This window comes from Nocardia sp. NPDC046473, from assembly GCF_040645995.1.
GTDB lineage: Bacteria > Actinomycetota > Actinomycetes > Mycobacteriales > Mycobacteriaceae > Nocardia.
Genome location: NZ_JBEYZJ010000004.1, coordinates 57,548 through 81,508, shown reverse-complemented (window position 1 = coordinate 81,508; position 23,961 = coordinate 57,548). Strand labels below are relative to the sequence as shown.

The window sequence follows — 23,961 nt, the reverse complement described above, 5'->3', positions numbered from 1 at the left end:
TTGCAGGAAGTCAGCGCGCTCCGCCCTGCGATGTGGTGCAGCGGTGTTCGCACGGCGCACGGCCTGGCACCGGTTCGCCGGTCGGCCGGTGCGGGCTGGATCAGTTGTGCCGGGCGGAATCGGCCGGTGGCGCTCGAGCCCGCCGGCGAGCTGTGCAATTACCGCCCGCATGGCCGTCGCGGTGCGCGGCGATGCGGGCGGTATCGGTTTTTCGGATGCTCGAGAGGCTGGGTCAGTCCTTCTGGTCCGACTCTGCCTTCTTCTTCTCGGCCAACTGCTTGCTCGCATCGTTGTCGCACGTCTGCTCGCCGGCCGGTTCCAGTGGCAGCCCCGCTTTGCACAGGATGTCGTACTCTTTCATAAGTTTCACGTAGTCGAATTTCACGAGTTTGATATTTTCCTCGAAGCCGGGCCTGAACTTCAGATGCTTCAGGAGTTCCTTTCGCACGGCCGCATAGTCATCCTTCGCCTCTGCGTTGTCGCATATCAAACGGCGGAAGGCATTGCTGTAGTTGCCGCCGGTATCGCTTTCCATTGCCTTCCTGGCGGCTTCGCCGTACGCCGGCTTCGGATTGTAGACCCCGTCTTTGTTCTTGCTTCCGGTAGTCTTGACCCTGATTGTTGTGCGAGCTTCCAGCTCGGCATCGGCGCCACCTTCGAGCGGGCTCTGATCGCGGGCATCGGAAAACTCGTCCAGCACGGAACTGGGCAGATCCCCTTTGCTGCAAATCGCTTTGTCCAGCGTCGGGCCGTATTGTTCTTTCATGATTTTGGTCAGCTGCGTGCTATCCAGGTTTGCAGGCGGTTCGAAGGGGGCCGCATACGCGACGGCGCTCGAAGTGATGGTCCCCGTAAGAAATACGGCGGCCGCTGCCGCACGCGTGCGATTCGAAAGTTTCAAGTTTCCTCCACGGATGATCAGGATTCGTGCCGGAACAAACGAGATCATGCCCACGGTGGTGAGTCCGCGGGAACTGCATGCCGAGTGCTTCGACCTTCAGTGCCTTCCGGAGCGTCCGATCAGGGTGCGGTAACTCGCTTCGAAATCGGGCCAGTAATCCGCTGCTCCTTCGACGTGCCGTAGCCAGGTCTGCGCAGTCAGCCGAGCGAGTACGTGGTTCGAGTCCCCGAGACTTTAGCGCATCAGCGATTGGCGGACAAAACTTCGACCGGCGTCTCCAGTCGGTGTCGCGTGGCTGGGTGGACGTTGTTTCGGCAGGCGAGGAACCTGTCGAAAGAAGGGGAAGATCGCATCCATCCATGAGGTCGACGGCGACGAATATCTTCTTCCAGCAATGCGCAGCGGGGGCCCGAAATGCATTTCTTTCACTACCGGACGGAAGCGTGATTCGTTGCGTAATGCCTGTTGAATCGCGCAGCGTCCCGCTGACTCATCCGAGTGGCCTGCCGCCTCGACGCGCTGGCCGACATACAGGCCAGTGCGAGTATCCAGGTCGCCGAGGACGGTTGACGCGTCGGCGTCGGCGTCCGCCGGACGCGCAACAGCGCGCGACTGGCGACGGGTGGGTATCCGTATCCCCGTCGCGATACCGTGACCGCGAGGTAGTACCCAACGGTGATGTGTCACCCGTGACCGCGCTTACTGCCCGTATCGCCTTCTGGTCGCGATACCGTGGCCGTACCGGTTCCCTCGGCCGACCGACGCCAACGGGGGCGCCGCACCGGTTGCAAGCGATTGCACCGGCGCGACGCCGCTTACTCCTCCGACTCGTAGCGCAGCGCGTTCTCCGAGCGGCAGATCTCATCGATCCCGGAGACTATGTCGCGCAACAGTTCTGAGGGGAGGGCGGCGGGGCGGAGGCGGCTGGTGAAGGTGATCAGGCCGTGGTCTTCGGGGGAGAGGCCGCGGGCGGCGGACTCGGAGCGCAGGTAGCGGGAGCGCACGCCGTAGGTCATCGCGGAGATGACGGTGAAGCAGCCGGTGCGCTCGCGGTGACCGGCGAACAGGTCGTGCAGGCGGTAGAACACCGACGTGTAGCTCGACAGCGGCGCGAAAATGCCGACCCGGTAGGCCGGTCCGCGTTCGGACGAGCTGAGGGCGGTGTCGGCGAGATACTCGGCGTCGCGCAGGGTTTGCACCTTCGGCGCGAACAGCACCGCGCCGGCCGCGGCATTACGCAGCGGCATGCCCGCGGGCCCGCTGGCGGCGGAGGCGATGACGCCCAGCGACTTCCGCGCACGCGAGCCCACTTCGCGCCGCGCCCGCACCGAGCGGGTCGGCGCGGTGGGATGCAGCGTCGACCACTGCCCGAACCGCACGGTGCCCAGCTGCACGTGTCCGACGCCGCCCGGCCGCGCGACCTTCAACGGCGCGGTATCGACCCAGCGACCCACCTGTAGTGCCGCGTTGCCGGGCCGCATGATCTCGGCGTAGGCGTGTTCGACAAAGGAGTCGAAGTCGAGGAACCGGTCCGCGTTGGTAGTGAGCCAGGTGCGGTCCTTGTCGATGTCGATCACGTCGAGGGTGAGCGCGGTGATGATGCCCGCGCGCCCGCCCGCGCCGAGGATGCGATGGAACCGCTCGGCGTGGTGGGTGCGCCCGCAGGTGCCGATGCGGCCGTCGTTGTCCACGTACTCCAGATCGACGACCTGGTCGATGAACATGCCGTACTTGTGCGACGCCGCGCTCACCCCGCCCACGGACGCGAATCCGCCCGCGGTGATGTCGCGATGGTCGCCGACGATCGGCAGCCCGAGCCCGTGCGCGCCGAGCCGCCGGTCGATGTCGGACAGCTTGGCGCCCGCCTGCACCCGCACCGTCCGCCGCCCCAGATTGATGTCGAGCACCTGATTCATCCGGCGCAGCGACACCACCGTGGGCTGGGCGGGCAGTGTCAGTCCATCGTCGAGTTGCTCGCCGCCGCGCACGGTGAGCGGTTCCGCGCGGCCGCGTGAATCCCGAACCGTGCGAACGACATCCGCCGTATCGCGGGGTAGGTATTCCTCGGCGGAGACAAACTGCGGCGTGCTCATGGCACGAAAGCTACTACAGCGCGGCCCGCGCCGCCTCCCCGATCTCGTGTGCTACCGGACGGTCGGTTCGAGTCGCTGGCTGAACAGCACGGATCCGCTCGCATCGCACAGATTGACTGTCAGTTCCCTTGACTTGCCGTCGATCTGTACCTCGCCGAAATGCTGGAAGGCGTCGAGCGGCGAAGCGTTCTGCACAGTGGGCGCGTGCACGAACACCGCCTCGGGTCCGAACGTCCCGTCCAGCGGGTTCGGTCCGAACGCACCGGCGTTGAGCGGGCCGGAGACGAACTCCCAGAACTCGTTGAAGTCGGTGAACGCCGCGCGCTCGGGCGCGTAATGGTGCGCCGCGGTGTAGTGCACGTCGGCGGTCAGCCAGACCACATCGGTCACCTTGTTCGCTTTGATCGACGAGAGCACCTGGGCGATCTCGGTTTCCCGGCCGGACGGCGCGCCGGGGTCGCCGTTGGCCGGGCCCTCGAATGCGGTGGTGTTCGGCTGTTCACCGTCCTTGACAACCAAGCCGAGCGGCAAGTCGTTGGCGACGATCTTCCACGTGGCTTTGGAGTCGCGCAGGCCCTCGATCAACCACTTCGTTTGTGCCGGACCGAAAATGCGGCCCTCGGGGCCGTTGTCGGCGTCGTTGGTGTCCTTGTAGGTCCGCATGTCCAGCACGAAGATGTCGAGCAGCGGGCCGTAGGAGATCTTGCGGTAGAGGCGACCGTCCACCGCCTCCTTGGGCTCCACCGGCATCCACTCGTGGAACGCCTGCCAGGCGCGGGTGGCCAGGACGTCCATGCTGCGCTCGGCGTAGCCCTTGGACTCCGGAACGAGGCCGCCGGGGTACCAGTTGTTGACCGTCTCGTGGTCGTCCCACTGCACCACCTGAGCGACCGAGGTGTTGAAGCGGAGGTAGTTCTGGTCGGTCAGGTTGTAGGCGTAGGCGCCGCGGTACTGCTGGAGGGTCTGCGCGGGAGCGCTTTTCGCCTCGGACACGGTGTTGCGCCAGATTCGCCCGTCCGGGAGTGTCACCGATTCCTTGACGGGGTTGTCCGCGTAGATGGAGTCGCCCGAGTGCAGGAACAGGTGCGGGTCGCGGGCGGCCATGGTGGAGAAGATCTTCATGCCACCGAGGTCGGGGTTGATGCCGTAACCCTGGCCGACGACGTCGCCGGACCACTGCAGCCGGATATCGGACGCGCCGGTGGGCACGGTGCGGAACACGCCGGTGATCGGTTCGGAGCGACCGCCGTCGTCACTCTCCAGCGTGACCCGGTAGTGCACCTGCTCGCCCGCGGGCAGGCCGTTGACGCGCACCCGGCCGGTGCCATCGGAATCCGGGGTGAGCAACGGTCCGGTGAATCGCCTGACGTTGGTGAATGATTCGGTGGACGCCGTCTCCACGATCAGCGTCGCCGGCCGGTCGGCCCGGGCCCAGATCAGCGCGCCGTCGCTGCGCGGGTCACCCACCGCGACACCGTGCGTCAACACCGGCCGCTGTTTGACCAGGGCCGGTCCGTCCGACGAGCACGCGGCCAGCGCGGGGGCAGCCACCAGGCCGAGTGCGGAGGTGCGCAGTAGGGTGCGGCGGGAGAAGGTCGAACCAGTCATGGGATCACCCTGGACCAGCTATCTCAACGCAATGTGAACGGGTCCGGTCTGGTGGGGTAACGGGGTGGTCGGCGCCGAGTCGCGTGGCTCACGTCGTCAGTGGAACACGAGTGGCACATCACGGAGCGGGCCGCTCGACGTGTGTCGCGCCCATGTGCCCAGCCGAATATCAGCGGACCGCTGACCGATCCCACTGGTTGAGTGCTGGATACCGTCACAGATTTATCCTGACTCAATGGATGCTGTCGATCGCGGGCTGATTCATGCGTTGCATATCGACGGGCGGGTTGCCTTTCGTGACATTGCCACGGTGCTGGGGGTTTCGGAGAACACCGTTGCTCGGCGCTATCGCAAGTTGCGTGGGGAGGGCACGGTGCGGGTGGTCGGCATGGTCAATGGTGGGCGGCTCGGGTATGTGTCCTGGACGGTTCGGGTGCGGTGCACGCCTGACGCGGCGATGTCGGTGGCGAAGGCGTTGGCGGATCGTGCGGATACGTCGTTTGTGTATCTGCTGTCCGGTGGTACCGAGGTTTCGTGCACTGTGCAGGCGGCGACCAGTCAGGAGCAGGATGCGTTGCTGCTGAACAAATTGCCGCGTACCAGTCGGGTGGTGTCGGTTTCGGCGCATCTGGTGTTGCGCGGGTTCGCGCTGCCGTCCGGGTGGGGAGGCGTGGCAGCGCTTTCGCCGGAGCAGGCGGCGGGTCTTGCACCACCCCCGGTCGAATCATCGACCGCCCCGGTCGAATTGGACGACGGGGATCGGGCATTGCTGCATGCGCTCAATCGGGATGGTCGCGCGTCCTATGCGGAGTTGTCGACGGTGACCGGGTGGTCGGAGTCGACGGTGCGGCGTCGCCTCGCGATGCTGCGTCGCACGGGTGTGTTGCAGTTCCACCTCGACATGCCGCCTGCCGCGATCGGGTTTCGAACCGAGGCGCGGCTGTGGATCAACGCCCAGCCCGCTGACGTCGTGGATGTCGCCGAAGCTCTGGCGCGCAGGTCCGAGGTCGCTTTCGCCGCCCTGACCACCGGCTCGACCAACCTACTGGTGGCGGTCAACTGCCGCGACACCACCGATCTGAGCTTGTTCCTGACCGAACGAATCGCCCCGCTGCACGGCGTCAACTCGATGGAAACCGCGCCCATCATCAGAACCATCAAGCGGGCGGGAGCGCTGCTGCTCTGACGGTGGAAGTTGTTGTGGGGCAATGGACTGCCCGCGGGTGGCGGCGTTGAGCGGCCTGACGTGGCAGTGGGTCGCCGGCGAACCCGCCGCCGGACCGAGATGCCGAGCGGGTCCTGGCAGCCGAATCGCGAGATGGTGTTCGGTGGGGACGGTTCCCCGATACCGCGAACGCCGCCAGTCAGCTGTTGGGCTGGCTAGCGGCGTTCTGGTGTCTGGAAGGGCTCAGCTGGCGGCGGTGTGCGGGATGCGGGTTGCTTCGCGGGCGCTGCCGTTGGGGATGTTCTTCTTCAGGCTGGCCGCGTAGACGTCTACGTATTCTTGGCCGCCGAGTTGCATGAGTTCGTACATGACCTCGTCGGTGACGGCGCGTTCGACGAAACGGTTGCCGCCCATGCCTTCGTAGCGGGAGAAGTCGATGGGGGTGCCGAACTTGACGGTGACCTTGCGGCGGCGCCAGCGGAACGGTCCGGGCGGGCTCACGTCGTCGGTGCCGATGACGGCGACCGGGATGACGGGGACGCCGGTTTCCAGCGCGAGGCGGGCGAGGCCGGTCTTGCCCTTGTACAGGCGGCCGTCGGGTGAGCGGGTGCCCTCGGGGTAGAGGCCGACGAGGCGGCCCTGGTCGAGCAGCTTGCGCGCGGCGTTGAGGGCGTCCTCGGCCGCGTCGGCGCCGGTGCGGTCGATCGGGAACTGACCGGAGGTGGTGAAGAACCACTTCTGGAAGGCGCCCTTGATGCCCGGGGTGTTGAAGTATTCGGCCTTGGCCAGATAGTTGATGCGCCGCGGGCTCAGCAGCGGCGCGAACAGCCAGTCCGCGAAGGAGAGGTGGTTACCCGCCATGATCGCCGGACCGTCCGCCGGAATGTTCTCCACACCCTCGACCGTGGGTCGGTTGTAGAGATGCATGAACGGTCCCAGCAGCACGTACTTCAGCAGCCAGTAGAACATGACGTCCTTCCCCCGGGACCGGGATAGAGGCGGGCACCTGCGTCAGTTGCCGACTTTACCGCTGGAGCCAGATCACATCCAACCGCAGCGGCGAATCTCACCACACTCTGCCATGAGCAAGGTGACACGCCGTAATCGGCGACCGGAAGCAGATTCCTCGGCGACCGGAATTGGGTCATCGGCGACCGAAGCAAGCGTTCATGGATCGAATACCACTGCCGCAGGTGATGAAACGTCATCCGCCCGGATAGTGTCGGCCAGGCGTCGCCGAGCAATCCCACGTGTCCGGGGGTCGCCCGCCGCCTTGTAGCGACCCGCCTTGTCAGAATCCGCTCATCCCGCGAGTCCTGGGCTGGGCACTGCCGCACGCCTTCTCGGTAGACGCACCCTGGGCCACGGTGCAGCCGCCGCGTGGGTTCGCGCGATCAGTCCACCTCAGGGCGCGCATTGGGTGCGTAGGTCGAAGGAACGCATGCGGATCCACAACAGACCCACGAACGAGGCGGAGTGTTCAAGATCAGGGGGAACCTGTGCTGGCATCGCCCAAGAGGCCAACTGCAACAGTTCCCCATGATCTTGGTCCACACCGAACGTCTCCGCTGTGGCCGAGTCGGTCAGGGCTGCTTCATGATCAACGGCGGACGCTGAGCCGGTCAGGGGCCGTTGACGGGGTCAGCGGCTGCGGGCTACTCGGGAGGACTTGCGTTCGGTTTCGATCAGCGCGGCGCGGGCCAGGTCGGCGGCGCCGATCATGCCTGCGGCTTCGCCGAGTTGGGTGGTGCGGATGCGGGCGAGGGGGCGGTGGCCCGCACCGGTTACCGAGCGGGCGTATTCCTCCCGGGCTTCGTCGAGGAACAGGGGAGCGGAGCTGCTGACGCCGCCCGCGATGACGACGAGGTCGGGGTCGAAGATATCGCTGACGAACGCCAGGCCGAGGCCGAGCCAGCGGGCGAAATCCTCCATCACCCGGACCGCGAGCGGGTCGCCGTCCTGGGCGGCGTTGGCGACACGGCGGCCGGTGAGTGAGCCGGGGTCGCGATAGACGTCCTTGGCGAGGACCGAGCGGACCGGATCGGTGGCCAGCATTTCGATCGCGATGTCGGCGAGTGCCGTTCCGCTGCAATACCTTTCCCAGCAGCCGCGTTTACCGCACGGGCAGGCACGGCCTTGCGGGACGACCTGCAGATGGCCGAGTTCCGGTGCGACGCCGTGGGTTCCGCGATACAGCTGGCCATCGATGAGCAGCGCGGCGCCGATGCCGGTGCCGATCGCGACGAGCACCACATTGTGGCCGCCCGCCGCCGCGCCGAACCGATACTCGGCCCACATGGCGGCATTCGCGTCGTGCTCGAGGATGACGGGCAGCTCCAGCCGTTCGGTGAGCCGCTGCGCGACGGGGGTGTCCTGCCAGGGCAGATGTGGGGCGAAGCGGACGGTGGAACGGTCGCCGTTGATGAAACCGGCGACGGCCAAGCCCACCGCGCCGATCGGATGCCGTTGGCACAGTTCGCGAACGGACCGGGCGAGGGCATCCTCGAGCGCCTTGGCCGAATGCGGGGTCGGCGCCTGGACGGTATCGAGGACCTCGCCGCTGGTGTCGATCACCGATGCGCGAATGTTGGTGCCGCCGACGTCGATTCCGACGGTCAGCGGTCGCGCACCTGCTATGCGGTGCGTCATGCCTTGATCGTCACGGGGATGCTGACATAGCGGGACCGCTTGGTCGACCGCGATGTGTGTTGTCCGGCAGCGGATTCCGCTCGGGGCGAGGTGCCGGTTGAATAGTCCTGTGGCACACCATGATTGTGCTGTGGGCCGCCGGTCGGATCGGATTCCGGCATGACCGGATCGACCGGAACTCCGGCGAGGGCCTCGCGCAGCACCGTCACGATGGCGGTGCCGTGATCGGCCACGGTCTGCAGCACCTCGTGGTGTTGCCCACGCATCAGTGCGGCAGCCGCGCAAACGGGACACCAGCTGCAACTCGACCATTCGACCTGTCCATCGGCGGCCTGGCGCAATACCGGCTCCACCCGCTCCAGCACGGATTCGGCAAGCAGCTTCAATTCCGCGACGAACTCGGCCATGCCATCCGGAACACCTTCGCCTACAGCACCTTTCGGCTGCCCACCAGCGTCCTCGGCACCACGCGCAGCTCGATCACCGCTCATGTCCGCATCTTCGGCGCGCCAATCGGTAGCGCCGGCATCCTGATCACCGTGCGTGCGCTCACTTGCGGTGTCCTGCTCTGGATTACCCGCGTGGTCACCGCTGCCGGTGCTCCGCCTGAAGAAACCACGGGTTCGATCGCCGCTCGTGTTCGCCGCACCGGCACTCCGGCTCGCGGTGTCGGCCTCCGAGTCGTCGGGTCCGTCCGCGTTTCGGCGCCAGCCAGGCCCACTTCGATCGCTGCCCATAGCAGTCCGACCTGCGTGCGTGTCCGGTCGGCCCGAGCCGTGCGCGGCTCGATCGCTGCTCAGGTCCGGCCCGTCGGCACCCTGGTCGGTGTGCGGGTCCGTTCCGTCCGCGCTTCGGCCGGAGCCACGCGCTGCTCGATCACCGGAGTCTGCTGCGCGCCAACCAGCAGAGTCGGCGACCCGATCACCCTGTGCGCCACGGCTTGCAGCGTCCCAGTCCAGTCCCTGAGCATCCTGCCCGGGCCCACCGACGTCCCGGCCCTCGGCCGATTGCCCCTTACCACCGCGCCCGAAGAACCCGCTCACCTCGCGCCCCTCGGCAGCCCGCCGGAAGAACCCGGAAGTCCGTTCACCGCTCATCGCCGCTACCTTCGGGCCATAACTGTGGATCCGGCCGGAATCGCACCACGAGATGTCCGCCGTCGAGTTCCGCACCGTCGACCGTGCACCGCCGCAATACCGGCGCAAGACGAACTCGCCGCCGGACACCGTCCGCTCCCACGATCAAATCGTCCTCCACTCGGCCAAGTCGCAGCGTTGCCGCATCGACAACGGGCAGGGGCATCCGCAGTGTGTATATCGCGCGCAGACCGGTGCCTGATTCACATCGAACCACCGGTTCGCCGGAACTCGCGTCAACCTCCGCCGGACTGTCGCTCAGCATAGGTCCTGTGCCGTCGGTGTTCCTGTCCGAGTCCACCGCGTACGACAGGGCCGCGAGCGAGGTGAGTCCGATCGGCTCCGGTCCGGTGTGCTGGGCGATCAGCAGCGGAATACCCGGCATCGAGCGTGCTAATTCGGCGATGGCGGCGAGCTGTTCGCCACGCCGATTCAGATACCAGTGCACCGCGGGATGCTCGGTGTCGAGCGGAGAGGTGGGCGGCAGCACCTTGTTGACCACCACCGCGTCCAGCCGCAGCCCGAGCAGCGTGGCGGCGGACCGGACCCGCTCGGATTCGGCGAGGGTGACCCGTTCGGCGACGGTGATGAGCCGCGCGCCGGTGCGCTGATGGTCGGCGAGCAGATCGCGGACCTCGGTGACCGCCTTGACGATCCGTTCGACGGTCGCCGCGAGGATCGCCTGCCGCAGGTCGGTGCCGACGGTGCTCATCGCCCTGGCGTGCGGCGGCCAGATCCGCTCGAGGTAGCCGAGCAGGGTGTCCGGTGCGGTGATGATGCGCAGCATGTCGGCCGACGGCGGGCAGTCGACGACGATCACGTCCCAGTCGTCCTCGTTGGCGAACTGGGTGATCTCGACGAGCATCAGCAGTTCCTGCACGCCGGGCAGGCCGGTCAGCTCGGCCGGATCCAGCGCGGCGAGGTCGATGCCGTGCTGGTGACCGGAGCCCGGCGACAGCACCCGGACCACGTCGCGGAACCGATCCTCCAGCAGCGCAAGGGAATCCACCTCGATCACGTCGAGGCCGGGCAGCACGTTCGCGATGCCGGTGACGGTGCCCGGATCGTGTGGAAAACGAAATCCGAGCGCGTCGCCGAGCGAATGCGCCTGGTCGAGCGAGGCCACCAGCACGCGGCTACCCGCCCTGGCATAGGACATGGCGGTGGCGCATGCCAGCGTCGTCTTGCCTACCCCGCCTTTGCCGATGAACAGTTCGACCCGGGTCGTGTGCGTCGTCAGCCTTCGACCCGTTTCTTCAGTTCTTTCAGCGCGGTATCGGTGATCACCTTCTCGGCCTTGCGTTTGAACATGCCGATCATCGGGATGTTCAGGTCGACCGTGAGCGTGTAGACGACCTCGGTGTTGCCGTCGGGTTGATCGATGAGTTCGTAGGTGCCGTTCTGCGCCTTCTGCAGCTCACCGCTGACCAGCGTCCAGCTGACCGCCTTGTTGTCCGGGCGCCAGGTATAGGAGAGGACATAGCTGTCCTTCACCACGCCCGCGTCCAGCACGAACCGCGCGGTGCGCGCCCGGCCGTCCGGTCCTTTTTCCTGTACTTCGACCGATTTCGCCGCCGAGACCCACTCCGGGTAGGACTCCAGATCGGCGATGACGGACATCACCTGCTGCGACGGGGCCTCGATGATGATCGACCTCTGGGTCCTGTCGGCCATGGCGGACAGCGGTTCCTTTCAGCGACGGTCGTGGGGGATGGGAGCCGGCGAATACTGGCGGAGCGTCAGGAGGCGTGCGCGGGTGCGACACCGGCCGGGCGGCCTGCCTCCAGCCGGGACTTCAATTCGAACGCCATGTTGCGGCCCGCGACGCGGCGGGCACGGTTGGCGGCGGCCATCCGATGCTGCGGGATCGCGGGTTGCGGTTCGGCGTGCAGGAAGTAGTGCACGATCACGCCGTCGAGCGCGGGCTGCAACCAGACTTCCATGGTTCCGTCCAGCGCGCCGCTGACGGTCCAGCGGATTCCCTTGTCGCCCCGGTCTTCCCGGACAACGAGGGTCAGGTCCGGCCACCAGCGGCGCCAGTTGTTCGGTGCCGATAGGACATCGGCGACGGCGATCCCTGGCGCGGCGACGAAGGTTTGGTCGGCGACCTGGATAGTGCTCACAGCGCTGAGCCTAATGGATGGCCTGGCACAACGACGCTTCGCTGACGCCTGCCGCTTCACCGCAGTAGCTGGCGGAGCCGGGCGCCGTGGGTGTCCCAGCGCCAGCGTTCCTCGACGAAGGCCCGGCCCGCTGCGCCCATCCTGGCGGCCGCGTCGGGGTCGGAAAGGATGTCTACCAGGGCGTCCGTGATCTGCTGGACACTGCGACCGTCCACTACGCGCCCGGTTTCGCCCTCGATGACCGTTTCCGGAGCACCGCCGGAACGGCCCGCGACGACCGGCACGCCCGAGGCGGAGGCTTCGAGGTAGACGATGCCGAGCCCTTCCACGTCGAGGCCCGCGCCACGGGTGCGGCACGGCATGGCGAAGACGTCGGCGAGGGTGTGGTGGGCGGCGAGTTCCCCGGAGGGGACGCGGCCGGTGAAGATGACGTCATCGGAGACGCCCGCGGCGATGGCGAGTTGACGCAGCTTTTCCTCATAGGGACCGCCGCCCGCGATCACCAGCACGGCACTGGGGACGCGGTCACGGATCTCGCGCATCGCGACGATCAACGCGTCCTGACCCTTGCGAGGGACCAGGCGGGACAGGCAGAGGATGGTCGGGCGGTCGCCGAGTCCGTAGCGGTCGCGCAGTTCCGCACGTGCGGCCGGGTCCGGGCGGAACGCATCGGTGTCCACGCCAGGCGGCAGATACTCCAGCGCGGCGTTGCGTCCGAACGCCGACGCGAAACGGCCGCGCGTGTACTTGCTGACATAGGTGACCACGTCGGTGTGCTCACCGATCTGGCGCAGCGCCTGCCTGGCGCCGGGCAGCATGGACCAGCCGACCTCGTGCCCGTGCGTGCTGGCCAGGATGCGCTCGGCCCCCGCGCGCCGCAGCACCGGCGACATCAGCGCGAGCGGTGCGGCCGCGCCGAACCACACGGTGTCGCATTTCTCGCTGCGCAGCAGCCGCGCGGCCCGGCGCATCACCAGCGGGGTCGGCAGCATCAGCGTGGTGGGGTGGCGGACCACCTGAAACTTCTGTTTGGCATCGAATTTCAGGTGGCTGTCGCCGCGCCAGCGCGGCGCGTACACGACGAGATCATCCGGCGGGAGCTGACCGGCCAAGGCATGCAGATAGGACTGAATACCACCCGGCCGCGGCGGGAAATCATTGGTCACCAGCAGAGTTCGGGCCATGGTGACAACCTACTGTGTTGGTTTTGCGCGGGCTTCGCGCGGCGGCTCAGATCGCTTGCGTGGACAGCCAGTCGCGCCAGTCGGCGACGAAATCGGCGCGAGTTGTGCCGAGCACATTCTGCAGAATCTGGTCTTCGGTGTCCGGGGTTTGGCGGGCCGCGGCGATCTGGCGGTAGAGCTCGACCAGTCGGGGTTGGTCGTATGTGTCGGCGATGTAGGCGCAGACGGACCAGGCTTGTTCGTAGGTTCCTGCGGCATTGCGGCCGGTGAAGTCGGGATCGGCCGGGAGGTCGCCGGGGAGGTCGCGGAGTCGGGCCTGCGCGGTGAGGGTGGGGGCGATGTCGGCGAAGCGGTGGCCCTGGCCGCGGTGGGCGACGTAGTCGGCGAAACCCTCGAGCATCCACAGCGGTGCGCCGTCGCGGGTCTCGGCGCGGGTGGCGATGTGGGTGAGTTCGTGGCGGAGCAGGGTGCGCAGGCCGTCGGGGTCGAGGCGGCGGCCCGCATCGGGGCTGAACACGATGCGCTGGCCGGTCGGCTGGGTGCCCGGTGCGAACGGGTCGGCCACCGAGGCGGCGGCGACCTCGGCGGACATGGTGCCCGCGTGCACGAGTCCGGCGAATTCGGCGGGGGAGGAGGCGACGACGACCGTGCTGGCTTGCGCCCAGTCCTTGCCCCACACGTCGGTGACCGCGGTGGTCGCGGCGGCGAGTTCCCGCTCCAGGACGTCGATTTCGACGCGCTGCGCGGGATGGCCGACTACCAGCGATTGCTGCCCGTCGCCGGTCGCCACCTGGTGGGCGAGTATCGGACCGAATGGTTCGATACTGCGTCGCACCTCGGCCAAGCGCGGATCGCCGGCGGGGGCCTGTCCGACAGCATCGGTGGTCGCCTGTGCCGCATGCGGTTTCGGTAGCGCCGAATTCGGCAGCATGATCAGGGCACCGCAGAAACCGGTGAACGCGATCACCATCGCCACGGTCAAGCAGAACTCGAACCGCCGCCGCGCCGACCACCACGCGCGCAGACCGCGCAGGTCACTCATCGCTGTGCCTTCGCGCTCAGCGCAGATAAGTCGGGGTCGGACAGGTCATGCCCATTCATGGTTGGTCAGTATCGCCGAGCGGAGTTGTAGGGCGTCGAGCCCATGGGGGCGACGGCGACCGGGACACCGAACGTGGAGGCGTGCAACATGAGTCCGTTGCCCGCGTAGATGCCTACGTGGGAGATGTCGGAGTAGAAGAACACGACGTCGCCGGGCTGCAGTTCATCCTTGGCGACCGGCGTGCCGTAGGTCGCCTGCGCGGAGCTGGTGCGCGGGACGTTCTTGCCGACCTGTTTGAACGCCCACTGGACGAGTCCGGAGCAGTCGAACTGGTTCGGGCCGGTCGCGCCCCATACGTACGGGTCGCCGATGCGGGTGAGGCCCGCGGCCAATGCGCTGGTGCCGCTGCCGGGTACCAGGCCCTGCAGCAGGCTGTCGCGGTCGAAGCCGGGCGGGAAGGGTGAACCGGCGAGGGCGGACTTGTCCTTGGTGGACAGCGAGCCCCACGCCTGCACCACCTGGGCGATGGCGCCGCCGAGGTCGCTGCGTTTGCGTTCCAGGTCGGCGCGCACCGTGTCGGCCTTGTCGGCGGCCGCGCGGGCCTCGTCGGCGGCTCGGCGCGCGACGGTTTCCGCTGCGTTGGCGGAGTCGGTCGCCACCTTGTACTGGTCCAGCTGTGCGGAGGTCTGCGCGGCGAGCACGTCCAGCGTCGACATCTGGTCGAGCAGTTGCTGCGGGGAATCGCTGACCAGCACGGCGAACAGTCGGTTGGTGCGCGCGCCCTGATAGGCGGCGATCGCGGTCCGGTCGATGATCGGCTGGTACTTGCGCACCTCGTCGCGGGCTCGGTTCACCACGTCGGTGCTCGCGGCCAGCTTGGCGTCCGCGTCGCGCTGGATCACCTGTTTGGCGTCGAGGTCGTTCTGCGCGTCGAGCGCCTGCTGATTGAGTTGCTCGGACTGTCGCGAGAGGTCGATCATTCGCTGCACGGCCTCGCTGGCCGTGGACGGGAGTGCGACCGGATCAGCTCCGGCCGGACTGCCACCGTAGAGGGCGGTGGTGGCCAGGACGCCGACCGCCAGGGCCCCTCCCACCAGACGTCGCGTGCCATGTCTCCGGTGTGTTGCCACAGCCTGCCGTGCCCCGCTCTCTCGTGAAACGATCTCTCTGGAACCGACGATCTGAACCGACGAGCCCCTGTCTACGAAAAACGAGGTTTGCGCTGTGCGCGCCTCGGGTAATTCGAGAAGGTCTCGATTAGGTTACGGAACGGCCTGGGTCTGTGTCCAGTAGAGAACGAAATGATCACAGGAACCGTCCGGCGGTCGGGCCGCGACGTACGGCCCGACCAGCGGTTTCTCAGAAGCGACGGGCTCCGGCGACCGGCATCGAAGAGATCGGGGCCACCTGCACGGGCGTGCCGGCGGTGGACGCGTGCACGACATTGCCGTCACCGGCGTACAGGCCGGAGTGGCCGCCGCCGTAGAACGACACCAGGTCGCCCGGCTGCAGGTCGTCCATCGAGACCGGGCTGCCCGCGGACAGCTGGGCGCCGCTGGTGCGCGGCAGCTCCAAGCCGGCCTGCTCGTAGGACCACTTGACCAGGCCGGAGCAGTCGAACGCGTTCGGGCCCGCGGCGCCGTACACGTACGGTGCGCCGAGCTTGCTCATGGCGGCGTCGAGGGCCTCCTCGCCGATCGTCCGCTTCGGGGCGACGAACGGCAGCGGCGCCTGGCCCGGCAGTTCGATGCCCGGGATGCCCTGCGGGATCTGGATCTCGTTCGGCACCTCGAAGGTTCCCACGCCGGGGATGTTCACCGGCTGGGCCGATGCGGGGGCGGCCGGAAGCAGGAACGCGCCGATGGTGGCAGCGCCGACGGCCCCGGCGGCGACGGCACGCTGCGCCGAACGCTTGACGGATTTGGTCGTCATGATGCGGTACTCCCAATCTGCCCCACGACGCCGCACCCTGACTGGTGCCGCGGACTTCGTGTCGTTCGCACCGAGTTGGTGCGTCGGACTCCGTGAGGTCTCGAAAAGGTTACGAACACATCACGGGGGTTTGTAAAGTCCGCCTCCTGCGAAATGCGTGCGCGGGTGTGAATTCACGCTTAAACAGTGTGAGATATATCCCAACAATCACGAATAGATAACGACGCGTTCTCGGCGGCGAGCTTCCCGGTCGCTATCTCGGTCAGCGATGCCATGCTTCCCGGGCGGGTCGGCGGGAACCTTTTGGACATTCCCCCAGGTCGCTCCGTTCATCTCGGGGACATCTGCGGGTCCGATACCGACCGATCGGCCCTTCGGCTGTGATCGGTCACAGCGAGCGTCAAGCGGCCCGCCTCCGTCGCTCGACACGCCCGACCGATTGATACGGTTTATGTAACAATGTGACCTGCATCACTTTTTGGCTTTCTAGATCATTTCATGGGTAGTCGAGCTTAAATACGCACGGCGTAATTCAGACATTTCCTGGCGTTTTCGTGTGCGCTCAACTCTGCCCGCGTGCGCCCGTCCTTGTCGGACCCACCCCCTACGCTCCAGCCCGTGTCCGACCCCGCGCCGCGCAAGGCCGCCGCTCAGCAGCTGGTCTTCGATGACCTCGACACGCCTCTCTTCGACACCACTTTCGTGGTCGTCGACCTGGAGACCACCGGGACCAGTCCCGGTGGTGACGCGATCACCGAGATAGGCGCGGTGAAGGTGCGCGGCGGTGAGGTGCTCGGCGAGTTCGCCACGCTGGTCAACCCCGGACGGGCGGTGCCGCCCGCGATCGTGCAGGTCACCGGGATTACCACCGCCATGGTCTACGCGGCGCCCACCATCGCGTCGGTGCTGCCCGGTTTCCTCGAGTTCGCATCGGGCGCGGTGCTGGTCGCGCACAACGCGCGGTTCGACATGGCGTTTCTGAAGGCCGCCGCGGCGGCGAACGACATGGCGTGGCCCGTGGCGACCGTGCTGTGCACCGTGAAGCTGGCCCGCCGGGTGCTCGGCCGGGACGAGGCGCCGTCGGTTCGGTTGAGCGCGCTGGCCCAGCTGCTCGGCGCGAGCACACAGCCGACGCACCGGGCCCTGGACGACGCGCGAGCGACCGTCGACGTGCTGCACGCGCTGATCGCCCGGGTCGGCAATCAAGGCGTGCACAGCCTCACCGAGCTGGTCGACTACCTGCCCGACGTCACCCCGCGCCAGCGCGCCAAGCGCGTCCTCGCCGCCGACATGCCCGCGAGCCCCGGCGTGTACCTGTTCCGCGGGCCGACCGACGAGGTCCTCTATATCGGTACGGCAGTGAATCTGCGCCGGCGAGTACGCAACTACTTCACCGGCTCGGAGACCCGCGGGCGGATGAAGGAGATGGTCGCCCTGGCCACCCGGGTCGACCATGTGGTCTGCGCACACGCGCTGGAGGCCGGTGTCCGCGAGCTGCGCCTGCTCGTCGCGCACACCCCGCCGTACAACCGCCGCTCGAAGTTCCCGAAGCGGGCCTGGTGGATCACGCTCACCGACGAGCCCTTTCCCAGATTCTCCATCGTGCGCACCCCGAACCGGGATGCGCTGGGGCCCTTCAACTCTCGCGCCGACGCAACCGAGCTGGCGGTGATCATCGCCGAATACACCGGCCTGCGCACCTGCAGTACCCGCCTGCCTCGGCACGGCTTGCACGAGTGTCCGCCCGCGATCGTCGGCGGGTGCCCGGCAGCCGCCTCCGGCACTCCTATTAATACAGAGGAATACGCGCCCGCCGCCGCGCTCGTCCGCGCACTGTTCGCCGGTTACTCCGACACTCCACTGCGCACCATGCTCGACCGCATCGAAACCCATTCCCGCGCCGAACATTTCGAGGCAGCAGCCCGCCTCCGCGACCGCACCGCCGCCGTCGTCCGCGCCCTGCACCGCACCCAGCGCCTCGCCGCCATCGCCCGCATCGCGGAATTGATCGCCGCCCACCCCGACGGCGCTGGCGGCTGGGAGTTCGCCGTCATCCGCTACGGACGCCTCGCGGGTGCGGGAAACGCCGCACGAGGCGTGCCACCCATGGCCGTCGTCGAACAGATCGTCGCGGCCGCCGAAACCGTGATCCCCGAGGGCGGCGTATCCGCTGAGGTCCAGATCGTGGCGGACATTCCCGCCGCAACGCCCCGATCGTCCGCGCGGGCACCAGAGCAGGGGGCCGCCCGTTTCACTGCAACATCGGAGGCAATCCGCTCCATTGCGCCGGATCACGATGGGCGGCTCGAAGATTCGGCAGGTCGTTATGCGGCACACCGTGATGCAGTGAGCGGCGCTGCGGCGGGTGGCGATGTGGTGAGTGGTGCTGTGGTGGGCGGTACTGCGGTGGGCGGTACTGCGGTGGGTGGTGCTGTGGTGGGTGGCGATGCGGTGGGCGGTACTGCGGTGGGTGGCGATGCGGCAGGCGATCGTGCGGCGGGTGTAGGTCAAGCGCGAGGCACGGTGGCTGGTGGCGATGCGGGAGTCCGCGACGAGGCCAGCGGCGATGCGGCAGGCGATCGCGTGGCGGGTGGCGATGCGGCAGGCGATCGTGCGGTGGGTGTCCGTATGGCGCGTGATTACGCAGCGGGTGGTGGTGTGGCTGACGGCGATGCAGTTGGTGGCACCGGAGCCAGTGGTATGGCTGGTGGCGCTGCAGTAGGCGGTCAAGCGGCAGTTGATCGCTCGGCGGGTGTTGGTGAAGCGCGAGGCGTGGTGGCTGGTGGCGATGCGGGAGTCCGCGACGAGGCCAGCGGCGATGCGGCGGGTGATCGCGTGGCGGGTGGCGATGCGGCGGGCAGCGATGTGACAGGCGCCAGTCCGGTAGGCGGTGGTGCGGCTGAGGCGCCGTCAGTGTTCGGTGTCGCGGCACCGGAATGGGTGCCGATCAATGTGCCGCCGTTGCGCGGGGCCTCGCCGGAGGAGGCGGCGCTTGTTGTGCGGTGGTTGGCGCGGGCGGGGGTGCGGATCGTGCGGACGAGTGAGGGGTATCGGGAGCCGCTGTATGGGGCCGGGCGGTGGTTGGGGTGGGCGGAGGTGGCGGATGCGGCGGCGCACGCCCAACCCGATGGGGAGGCGTATGTCGAACGCTTAGGCTGAGCGCATGATTACCGCGATCGTGATGATTGACGCCGACAATGGCCGCATTCCCGAGACCGCGCAGGCCGTTGCGGACACCGACGGTGTTGCCGAGGTGTACTCCTGCGCGGGTGACGTGGATCTGATCGCGATCGTGCGGGTGCGCGACCACGAGCAGATCGCCGAGGTGGTGACCAACCGGATCGACAAGGTCGCCGGCGTCGCGCGGACCACCACGCACATCGCGTTCAAGTCCTATGCCAGTGCGGATACCGAGGCCGGGTTCTCGCTGGGGGAGTGAGCGGGATCAGCTCCGCAACATCGAACTGCCGGTGTAGGTGCCGCTGCCGCGAGCAGCGAGGATGCCGGAAGCGGCACCGACGCAGTGGTCGTTCATATATATGGTCACCGTGCGGTCGCTGTTGTTCTTGAATTTGCGTGGCGCGTTGGGCCCGAGGTCGATGCACCCGGACTGCCCGCCGTAATCGGTTCCGTCGACGAGCAATTCACCCTCCGCCGCACCGGCCAGCGGGGCGACGTACACGGCTATCACCGAAAGCACCCCGAGTGCGATCCGAACGCTGTGCTTCATGCTGCGCTCCTTCGTTGATCGGAGCCGGGGTTCTCGCGGGGAGAGGGATCAGCTGACGATCATCGACTTCCCGGTGAACGGGCCGCTGTCGTGCGGCGAGAGGACCCCGGTGGAGACGCCCTGACAGGTGGCGTCGGCATAGATCGTCACCACACTGTCGGAGTCGTTCTGAAAATCACGGATCGCGTCATCGCCGAGCAGAACGCACCCGTTTCGACCGGTGTAGTTCACGCCGTTCACGAACAGCCCGCACCCATCGGCCACGGCGCTCGGAGCGCCCGCGCAGACAGCTACCGCCGTAAGACCCCCGACTACTGCACGAACGCTGCGTCGCATGCTGTGCTCCTCGCCGCTCGAGCCGTCCGGCCCAAACCCGCACCGAGTCGGCTGTGTAATAGAGGCGCCAATCTAGCTACCGCTCTGACCACATCTTATGCACATCAGCTATCGCAATGCCGCATGTTCCGCGCTGAACCAACGAACCGGCACTCGGCGATCCCGAACCCACAAGCCTGCCGCACGAGCACCGCCCGGTGAACACACCCGCTACACCTTCAGCGCGTTCGCCGGGCACGGCCGATCACCCGCAACCGAACGCCAGCAGCGCCGCGCACGTTCCACCTCGCTGCGCCCGAAATCGCTGGCAATTGCGCGCGCCGAACGAATGCGCGCGCGCCGAACGAATGCGTGCGCAGCGAACGAATACGTGCGCAGCGAACGAATGCGTGCGCGGGACGCCGCCTCCTCAGCGGGTAGCCAGCCGCCGCTGCGCCCGCGGCATGGTGGCGGTTGTCACTGCTCGCGTTTCGTCGTGCTGCGCCTGATATTGCTGACGATTGTGTGCGCGGCGACCGAAAGTGTGCGCGGCGGCAATGTGGACCACCCCTGCGGGGCGTACGTGGAGCGTGCGGGTCAGCGGTCGCCGAGGGTGACGGTCAGCTTTGTCCAGCGTTCGAGGAGCGCGGCCGCCTTGCCCGAATCGATGGCGGCGGCGGCTCGCTCGATTCCTCCTGTCAGGGCGTCGTGTATGTCGGCCGCGTAATCGACTGTGCCCTGGGACAAGTCGTAGGCGACGATGGCGGCTGCTGAGTTCACCAGGACCGCGTCTCGTACCGCGCCGGTTGTTCCGGCGAAGACACTTCGGGCCACGCCCGCGTTGACCTCGGCGTCGCCGCCGCGCAGCGCCTCCAGGTCGACGCGGGGGATGCCGAGGCGGGTCGGGTCGATCGTGGTCTCGCGCATTCGGCCGCCGGATACCACCCAGGCGGCGGTGGTGTCGGAGGTGGTGATCTCGTCGAGGCCGTCGTTGCCCCGCACCACCAGCGCGCTTCCGCCGCGTGCAGCGAACACGCCTGCGATCACCGGGAGCAGGTCGGTGAACGCGCAGCCGACCAGTCCGGCGCGCGGTTGCGCCGGATTCGTCAGCGGCCCGAGCACATTGAAGACGGTGGGGATGCCGATTTCCTTGCGTGCCGCGCCCGCGAATCGCAGCGCGGGATGGAATACCGGCGCGAAACAGAAGCCGATCCCGACCTCGCGCACGCAGCGCGCCACCGCCTCCGGCCCGAGCGCGAGTCGCACGCCGAGCGATTCGAGCACGTCGGCGCCGCCGCTCTTGGACGAGGCCGCGCGGTTGCCGTGCTTGACCACCGGAACCCCGGCCGCGGCGACCACGATCGAGGACATGGTGGAGATGTTCACCGAACCGGATCGGTCACCGCCGGTGCCGACGATGTCCACCGCGTCGCCGTCGATGTGCACCAACCTGGCGTGTTCGAGCATGCCGGTGGCGAGGCCGGTCAGCTCGGCCGCGGTCGGCCCCTTGATCTTGATGGCGACGCCGAACGCCGCGATCTGGGCGGAGGTGGCGTTGTCCGACATGATCTCGTCCATCGCCCATGCCGTGTCGTCCGCGGCCAGGTCGCCACCGTCTGCGAGGGTTCCGAGCACCTGGGGCCAGCTGCGCACGCTCATGACTCCACCTCGCCGGCGCTCGGTTCCGTCACGCGCGCGGCGCGCTGTGTCACGATTCGCTCGCTGCGCTCGCTCATGAACTTACTTTCTCCCGTCACACTGGTTTCACACCAGTTTGTCGCGCAGTAGCCTACTGCCCGCTGTCGGGGCTGAGCTCGTCGTTAAAACGCGCACGGCCCAGTTCGCGAGAACTTACGGCTGCGGCCCGGCGCCGGGCCCGGATTCTTCGGTCGCGGGACGCGGTTGCAGCGCATCCCAGCCGTCCGCAGTGCCCTCGTGCCGCTGCGCCAGCCCCGCCATCCGCGAACGCTCCTGCGAACAGTGCAGCGCGTCGAGCACCTGCACCCGCTGCAGGATCACCGTTTCCAGCGCATCGGTCCCCGGCCCACCAACCTGCGGCGCGGGCGCGTACCCGTCCTGCGCCGCGATCGCACACACCGCCGCGACCTGACCCGGCGGAATCCGCAGACGATGCCGCAACACCACCTCCGCCTCCGGCGCCAGCTCACCGGCCCGCGCCAGCGCCGCCGAACAGGCCTCGGCGTCATCGAAACTCGCCGCGACCACCACCAGATCGGCCCTGCTCGGATCCAACGGCACCGGCCCGCCGCGCCCGAACAATCGACCCAACCACCGCGCTGCCACATCGCCTCCATCTCAGCTTTTACTTACGCACGCCTGTCATGCTGTGGTCCAGCTACCCGAGGGCACGCGGACCCGGCACGTAAACACGTCCCGACCGACGCCGCCATGTCGCGGGCGGCCCGACCTCAACACGCCGAGCCCTGGTCGAGAGGCCGTCTGTCCGTGGGTTTTCCGACACGGAGACACAAGTTTCGCACCCGGGTACTTGTGTCGTACTACGACGAGTCATACTTACCCCCGTGACGACCGCAGTAGGGACCCCCGGATCGGCCATTACCCAGCGTGTGCACTCGCTGAATCGGCCCAACATGGTCAGCGTCGGTACCATCATCTGGCTGTCCAGCGAGTTGATGTTCTTCGCCGGCCTCTTCGCGATGTATTTCGTCGCGCGCGCACAGGCGCACGGCGTCTGGCCGCCGGAACCGACCGAGTTGAACCTCAAGCTCGCCGTGCCGGTCACCGCCGTGCTGGTCGCGTCTTCGTTCACCTGCCAGATGGGCGTGTTCGCCGCGGAGCGTGGCGACGTGTTCGGCCTGCGCCGCTGGTACGTCATCACCCTGATCATGGGTGCGATGTTCGTCGCCGGTCAGGGCACCGAGTACCACGCACTGGTCAAGGAAGGCACCTCGATCTCGAGCAGCGCCTACGGCTCGGTGTTCTACATCACCACCGGTTTCCACGGTTTGCACGTCATCGGCGGTCTGATCGCGTTCGTGTTCCTGCTGATCCGCACCAAGGTCAGTAAGTTCACCCCCGCGCAGGCCACCGCCGCGATCGTCGTCTCGTACTACTGGCACTTCGTCGACATCGTGTGGATCGGGTTGTTCGCCACGATCTACTTCGTCCGCTGAGTCGGGCATACCCCCAGTCTTTTGCACACGTCGGTTCCGTCTACTCCAAAGGGACACAGATGAGTTCATCTCCCCCGTCAGCGCCAGAGCCCGCCAGCAACGGGAACGGCGAGGCCAGCAAGACACGCAGGCAGCGCCGCGTTCGCCGTCGCATCGCGGGCGGGCTCGCGCTGTTGGTGGGCCTCGTCGGAGCAGGCTTCCTGGCAGCGGCTTTGACGCCGGACCCGCAGCGGGCGACCGCGAACGAGGATTCCTCGGCGCTGATCCGCGAGGGCAACCAGCTCTACGACACGTCCTGCATCACCTGCCACGGTGCGAACCTGCAGGGTGTCGAGGACCGCGGCCCGAGCCTCATCGGTGTCGGTGAGGCCGCCGTCTACTTCCAGGTGTCCTCCGGCCGCATGCCGATGGCCCGCAACGAGGCCCAGGCGCAGCGCAAGCCACCGAAGTTCGACGAGCACCAGACCGACGCGCTGATGGCGTACGTGGCGGCCAACGGTGGCGGCCCGACCGTGGTGCGCGACGCGAACGGCGAGATCGCGCAGGAGTCGCTGCGCGGCGACGACATCGCCCGCGGTTCGGAACTGTTCCGGATGAACTGCGCGTCCTGCCACAACTTCACCGGCCGCGGCGGCGCGCTGTCCTCCGGTAAGTTCGCGCCCCCGCTGGAGCCCGCCTCCGAGCAGCAGATCTACGACGCGATGATGACCGGCCCGCAGAACATGCCGAAGTTCTCCGACCGGCAGCTGTCGCCGGAAGAGAAGCGCGACATCGTCGCCTACGTCATGAACGCGAAAGAGGAGAAGGCCCCCGGCGGCTGGGACCTCGGCGGCTTCGGTCCCGCGACCGAGGGCCTGGTCATGTGGGTGATCGGTATTACGACGGTCGTCGGTGCCGCGATTTGGATCGGGTCTAGGTCATGACGGAT

Annotated in this window: 22 protein-coding genes; 5 read left to right on the top strand and 17 right to left on the bottom strand. The window is 67.5% G+C overall.

What is annotated here, in order from left to right; all coding sequences use genetic code 11:
• Nucleotides 1-232 precede the first annotated feature (232 nt).
• The 3 genes from ABZ942_RS14755 to ABZ942_RS14745 all read right to left on the bottom strand — a co-directional run bounded on the left by ABZ942_RS14755 (nt 233) and on the right by ABZ942_RS14745 (nt 4,602).
• On the bottom strand, nt 233-955 hold the full coding sequence (locus ABZ942_RS14755) for a hypothetical protein (RefSeq protein ID WP_357382031.1): 723 nt from the start codon (nt 953-955) through the stop codon (nt 233-235).
• A gap of 761 nt (nt 956-1,716) precedes the next feature.
• On the bottom strand, nt 1,717-2,994 hold the full coding sequence (locus ABZ942_RS14750; RefSeq protein ID WP_357382029.1) for an FAD-binding oxidoreductase: 1,278 nt from the start codon (nt 2,992-2,994) through the stop codon (nt 1,717-1,719).
• 51 nt (nt 2,995-3,045) lie between these two features.
• Nucleotides 3,046-4,602: an alkaline phosphatase D family protein gene (locus tag ABZ942_RS14745; protein WP_357382027.1), complete on the bottom strand. Its 1,557-nt coding sequence runs from the start codon at nt 4,600-4,602 to the stop codon at nt 3,046-3,048.
• A 235-nt stretch (nt 4,603-4,837) separates the two neighbouring features.
• Here ABZ942_RS14745 and ABZ942_RS14740 point away from each other — a divergent pair, with 235 nt between their 5' ends.
• A complete protein-coding gene (locus ABZ942_RS14740; protein WP_357382026.1) occupies nt 4,838-5,788 on the top strand; it encodes an Lrp/AsnC family transcriptional regulator in 951 nt (316 codons plus the stop codon).
• A gap of 222 nt (nt 5,789-6,010) precedes the next feature.
• Here the strand turns inward: ABZ942_RS14740 and ABZ942_RS14735 are convergent, their stop codons facing one another.
• The 10 genes from ABZ942_RS14735 to ABZ942_RS14690 all read right to left on the bottom strand — a co-directional run bounded on the left by ABZ942_RS14735 (nt 6,011) and on the right by ABZ942_RS14690 (nt 15,833).
• Complete coding sequence (locus ABZ942_RS14735) at nt 6,011-6,736, bottom strand: lysophospholipid acyltransferase family protein (RefSeq protein WP_357382024.1); 726 nt, start codon at nt 6,734-6,736, stop codon at nt 6,011-6,013.
• A gap of 672 nt (nt 6,737-7,408) precedes the next feature.
• Nucleotides 7,409-8,416, bottom strand: coding sequence for an ROK family glucokinase (locus ABZ942_RS14730; RefSeq protein ID WP_357382022.1), 1,008 nt, complete (start codon nt 8,414-8,416; stop codon nt 7,409-7,411).
• Nucleotides 8,413-9,513: a hypothetical protein gene (locus tag ABZ942_RS14725; protein WP_357382020.1), complete on the bottom strand. Its 1,101-nt coding sequence runs from the start codon at nt 9,511-9,513 to the stop codon at nt 8,413-8,415. Before ABZ942_RS14725 ends, ABZ942_RS14730 begins: the two co-directional genes overlap by 4 nt.
• Nucleotides 9,503-10,765: an ArsA family ATPase gene (locus ABZ942_RS14720; RefSeq protein WP_357383168.1), complete on the bottom strand. Its 1,263-nt coding sequence runs from the start codon at nt 10,763-10,765 to the stop codon at nt 9,503-9,505. Before ABZ942_RS14720 ends, ABZ942_RS14725 begins: the two co-directional genes overlap by 11 nt.
• Before the next feature lie 23 nt (nt 10,766-10,788).
• The gene (locus ABZ942_RS14715; protein WP_357382018.1) at nt 10,789-11,226 is read right to left on the bottom strand and encodes an SRPBCC family protein; all 438 of its coding nucleotides are present in this window, start codon (nt 11,224-11,226) and stop codon (nt 10,789-10,791) included.
• 65 nt (nt 11,227-11,291) lie between these two features.
• Nucleotides 11,292-11,675, bottom strand: coding sequence for a polyketide cyclase / dehydrase and lipid transport (locus ABZ942_RS14710; RefSeq protein WP_357382016.1), 384 nt, complete (start codon nt 11,673-11,675; stop codon nt 11,292-11,294).
• A gap of 56 nt (nt 11,676-11,731) precedes the next feature.
• On the bottom strand, nt 11,732-12,859 hold the full coding sequence (locus tag ABZ942_RS14705) for a glycosyltransferase family 4 protein (RefSeq protein WP_357382015.1): 1,128 nt from the start codon (nt 12,857-12,859) through the stop codon (nt 11,732-11,734).
• A gap of 46 nt (nt 12,860-12,905) precedes the next feature.
• Nucleotides 12,906-13,901 (bottom strand): hypothetical protein, encoded by a 996-nt coding sequence (locus tag ABZ942_RS14700; protein WP_357382013.1) that lies wholly within the window; start codon nt 13,899-13,901, stop codon nt 12,906-12,908.
• Nucleotides 13,902-13,966: 65 nt separating this feature from the next.
• Nucleotides 13,967-14,995, bottom strand: a complete 1,029-nt coding sequence (locus tag ABZ942_RS14695) for an NlpC/P60 family protein (RefSeq protein WP_357382011.1) — start codon at nt 14,993-14,995, stop codon at nt 13,967-13,969.
• A gap of 265 nt (nt 14,996-15,260) precedes the next feature.
• Nucleotides 15,261-15,833, bottom strand: coding sequence for a C40 family peptidase (locus ABZ942_RS14690; RefSeq protein ID WP_357382009.1), 573 nt, complete (start codon nt 15,831-15,833; stop codon nt 15,261-15,263).
• A gap of 657 nt (nt 15,834-16,490) precedes the next feature.
• Here ABZ942_RS14690 and ABZ942_RS14685 point away from each other — a divergent pair.
• Complete coding sequence (locus ABZ942_RS14685) at nt 16,491-18,992, top strand: DEDD exonuclease domain-containing protein (RefSeq protein ID WP_357383166.1); 2,502 nt, start codon at nt 16,491-16,493, stop codon at nt 18,990-18,992.
• Nucleotides 18,993-18,996: 4 nt separating this feature from the next.
• Nucleotides 18,997-19,272, top strand: coding sequence for an Lrp/AsnC ligand binding domain-containing protein (locus ABZ942_RS14680; protein ID WP_357382007.1), 276 nt, complete (start codon nt 18,997-18,999; stop codon nt 19,270-19,272).
• A gap of 6 nt (nt 19,273-19,278) precedes the next feature.
• Here ABZ942_RS14680 and ABZ942_RS14675 read toward each other — a convergent pair whose 3' ends face one another.
• The 4 genes from ABZ942_RS14675 to ABZ942_RS14660 form a co-directional block, all read right to left on the bottom strand.
• Nucleotides 19,279-19,563: a hypothetical protein gene (locus ABZ942_RS14675; protein WP_357382005.1), complete on the bottom strand. Its 285-nt coding sequence runs from the start codon at nt 19,561-19,563 to the stop codon at nt 19,279-19,281.
• Between the two features lie 48 nt (nt 19,564-19,611).
• Nucleotides 19,612-19,899, bottom strand: a complete 288-nt coding sequence (locus ABZ942_RS14670) for a hypothetical protein (protein WP_357382003.1) — start codon at nt 19,897-19,899, stop codon at nt 19,612-19,614.
• Between the two features lie 576 nt (nt 19,900-20,475).
• Complete coding sequence (gene trpD / locus ABZ942_RS14665; RefSeq protein WP_357382001.1) at nt 20,476-21,537, bottom strand: anthranilate phosphoribosyltransferase; 1,062 nt, start codon at nt 21,535-21,537, stop codon at nt 20,476-20,478.
• 192 nt (nt 21,538-21,729) lie between these two features.
• Complete coding sequence (locus tag ABZ942_RS14660) at nt 21,730-22,182, bottom strand: hypothetical protein (protein ID WP_357381999.1); 453 nt, start codon at nt 22,180-22,182, stop codon at nt 21,730-21,732.
• A 239-nt stretch (nt 22,183-22,421) separates the two neighbouring features.
• Here ABZ942_RS14660 and ABZ942_RS14655 point away from each other — a divergent pair, with 239 nt between their 5' ends.
• Both ABZ942_RS14655 and ABZ942_RS14650 read left to right on the top strand, forming a co-directional pair.
• The gene (locus tag ABZ942_RS14655; protein ID WP_357381997.1) at nt 22,422-23,033 is read left to right on the top strand and encodes a heme-copper oxidase subunit III; all 612 of its coding nucleotides are present in this window, start codon (nt 22,422-22,424) and stop codon (nt 23,031-23,033) included.
• A gap of 59 nt (nt 23,034-23,092) precedes the next feature.
• Nucleotides 23,093-23,956, top strand: a complete 864-nt coding sequence (locus ABZ942_RS14650) for a cytochrome c (protein WP_357381995.1) — start codon at nt 23,093-23,095, stop codon at nt 23,954-23,956.
• The last annotated feature ends 5 nt before the right edge of the window (nt 23,957-23,961 follow it).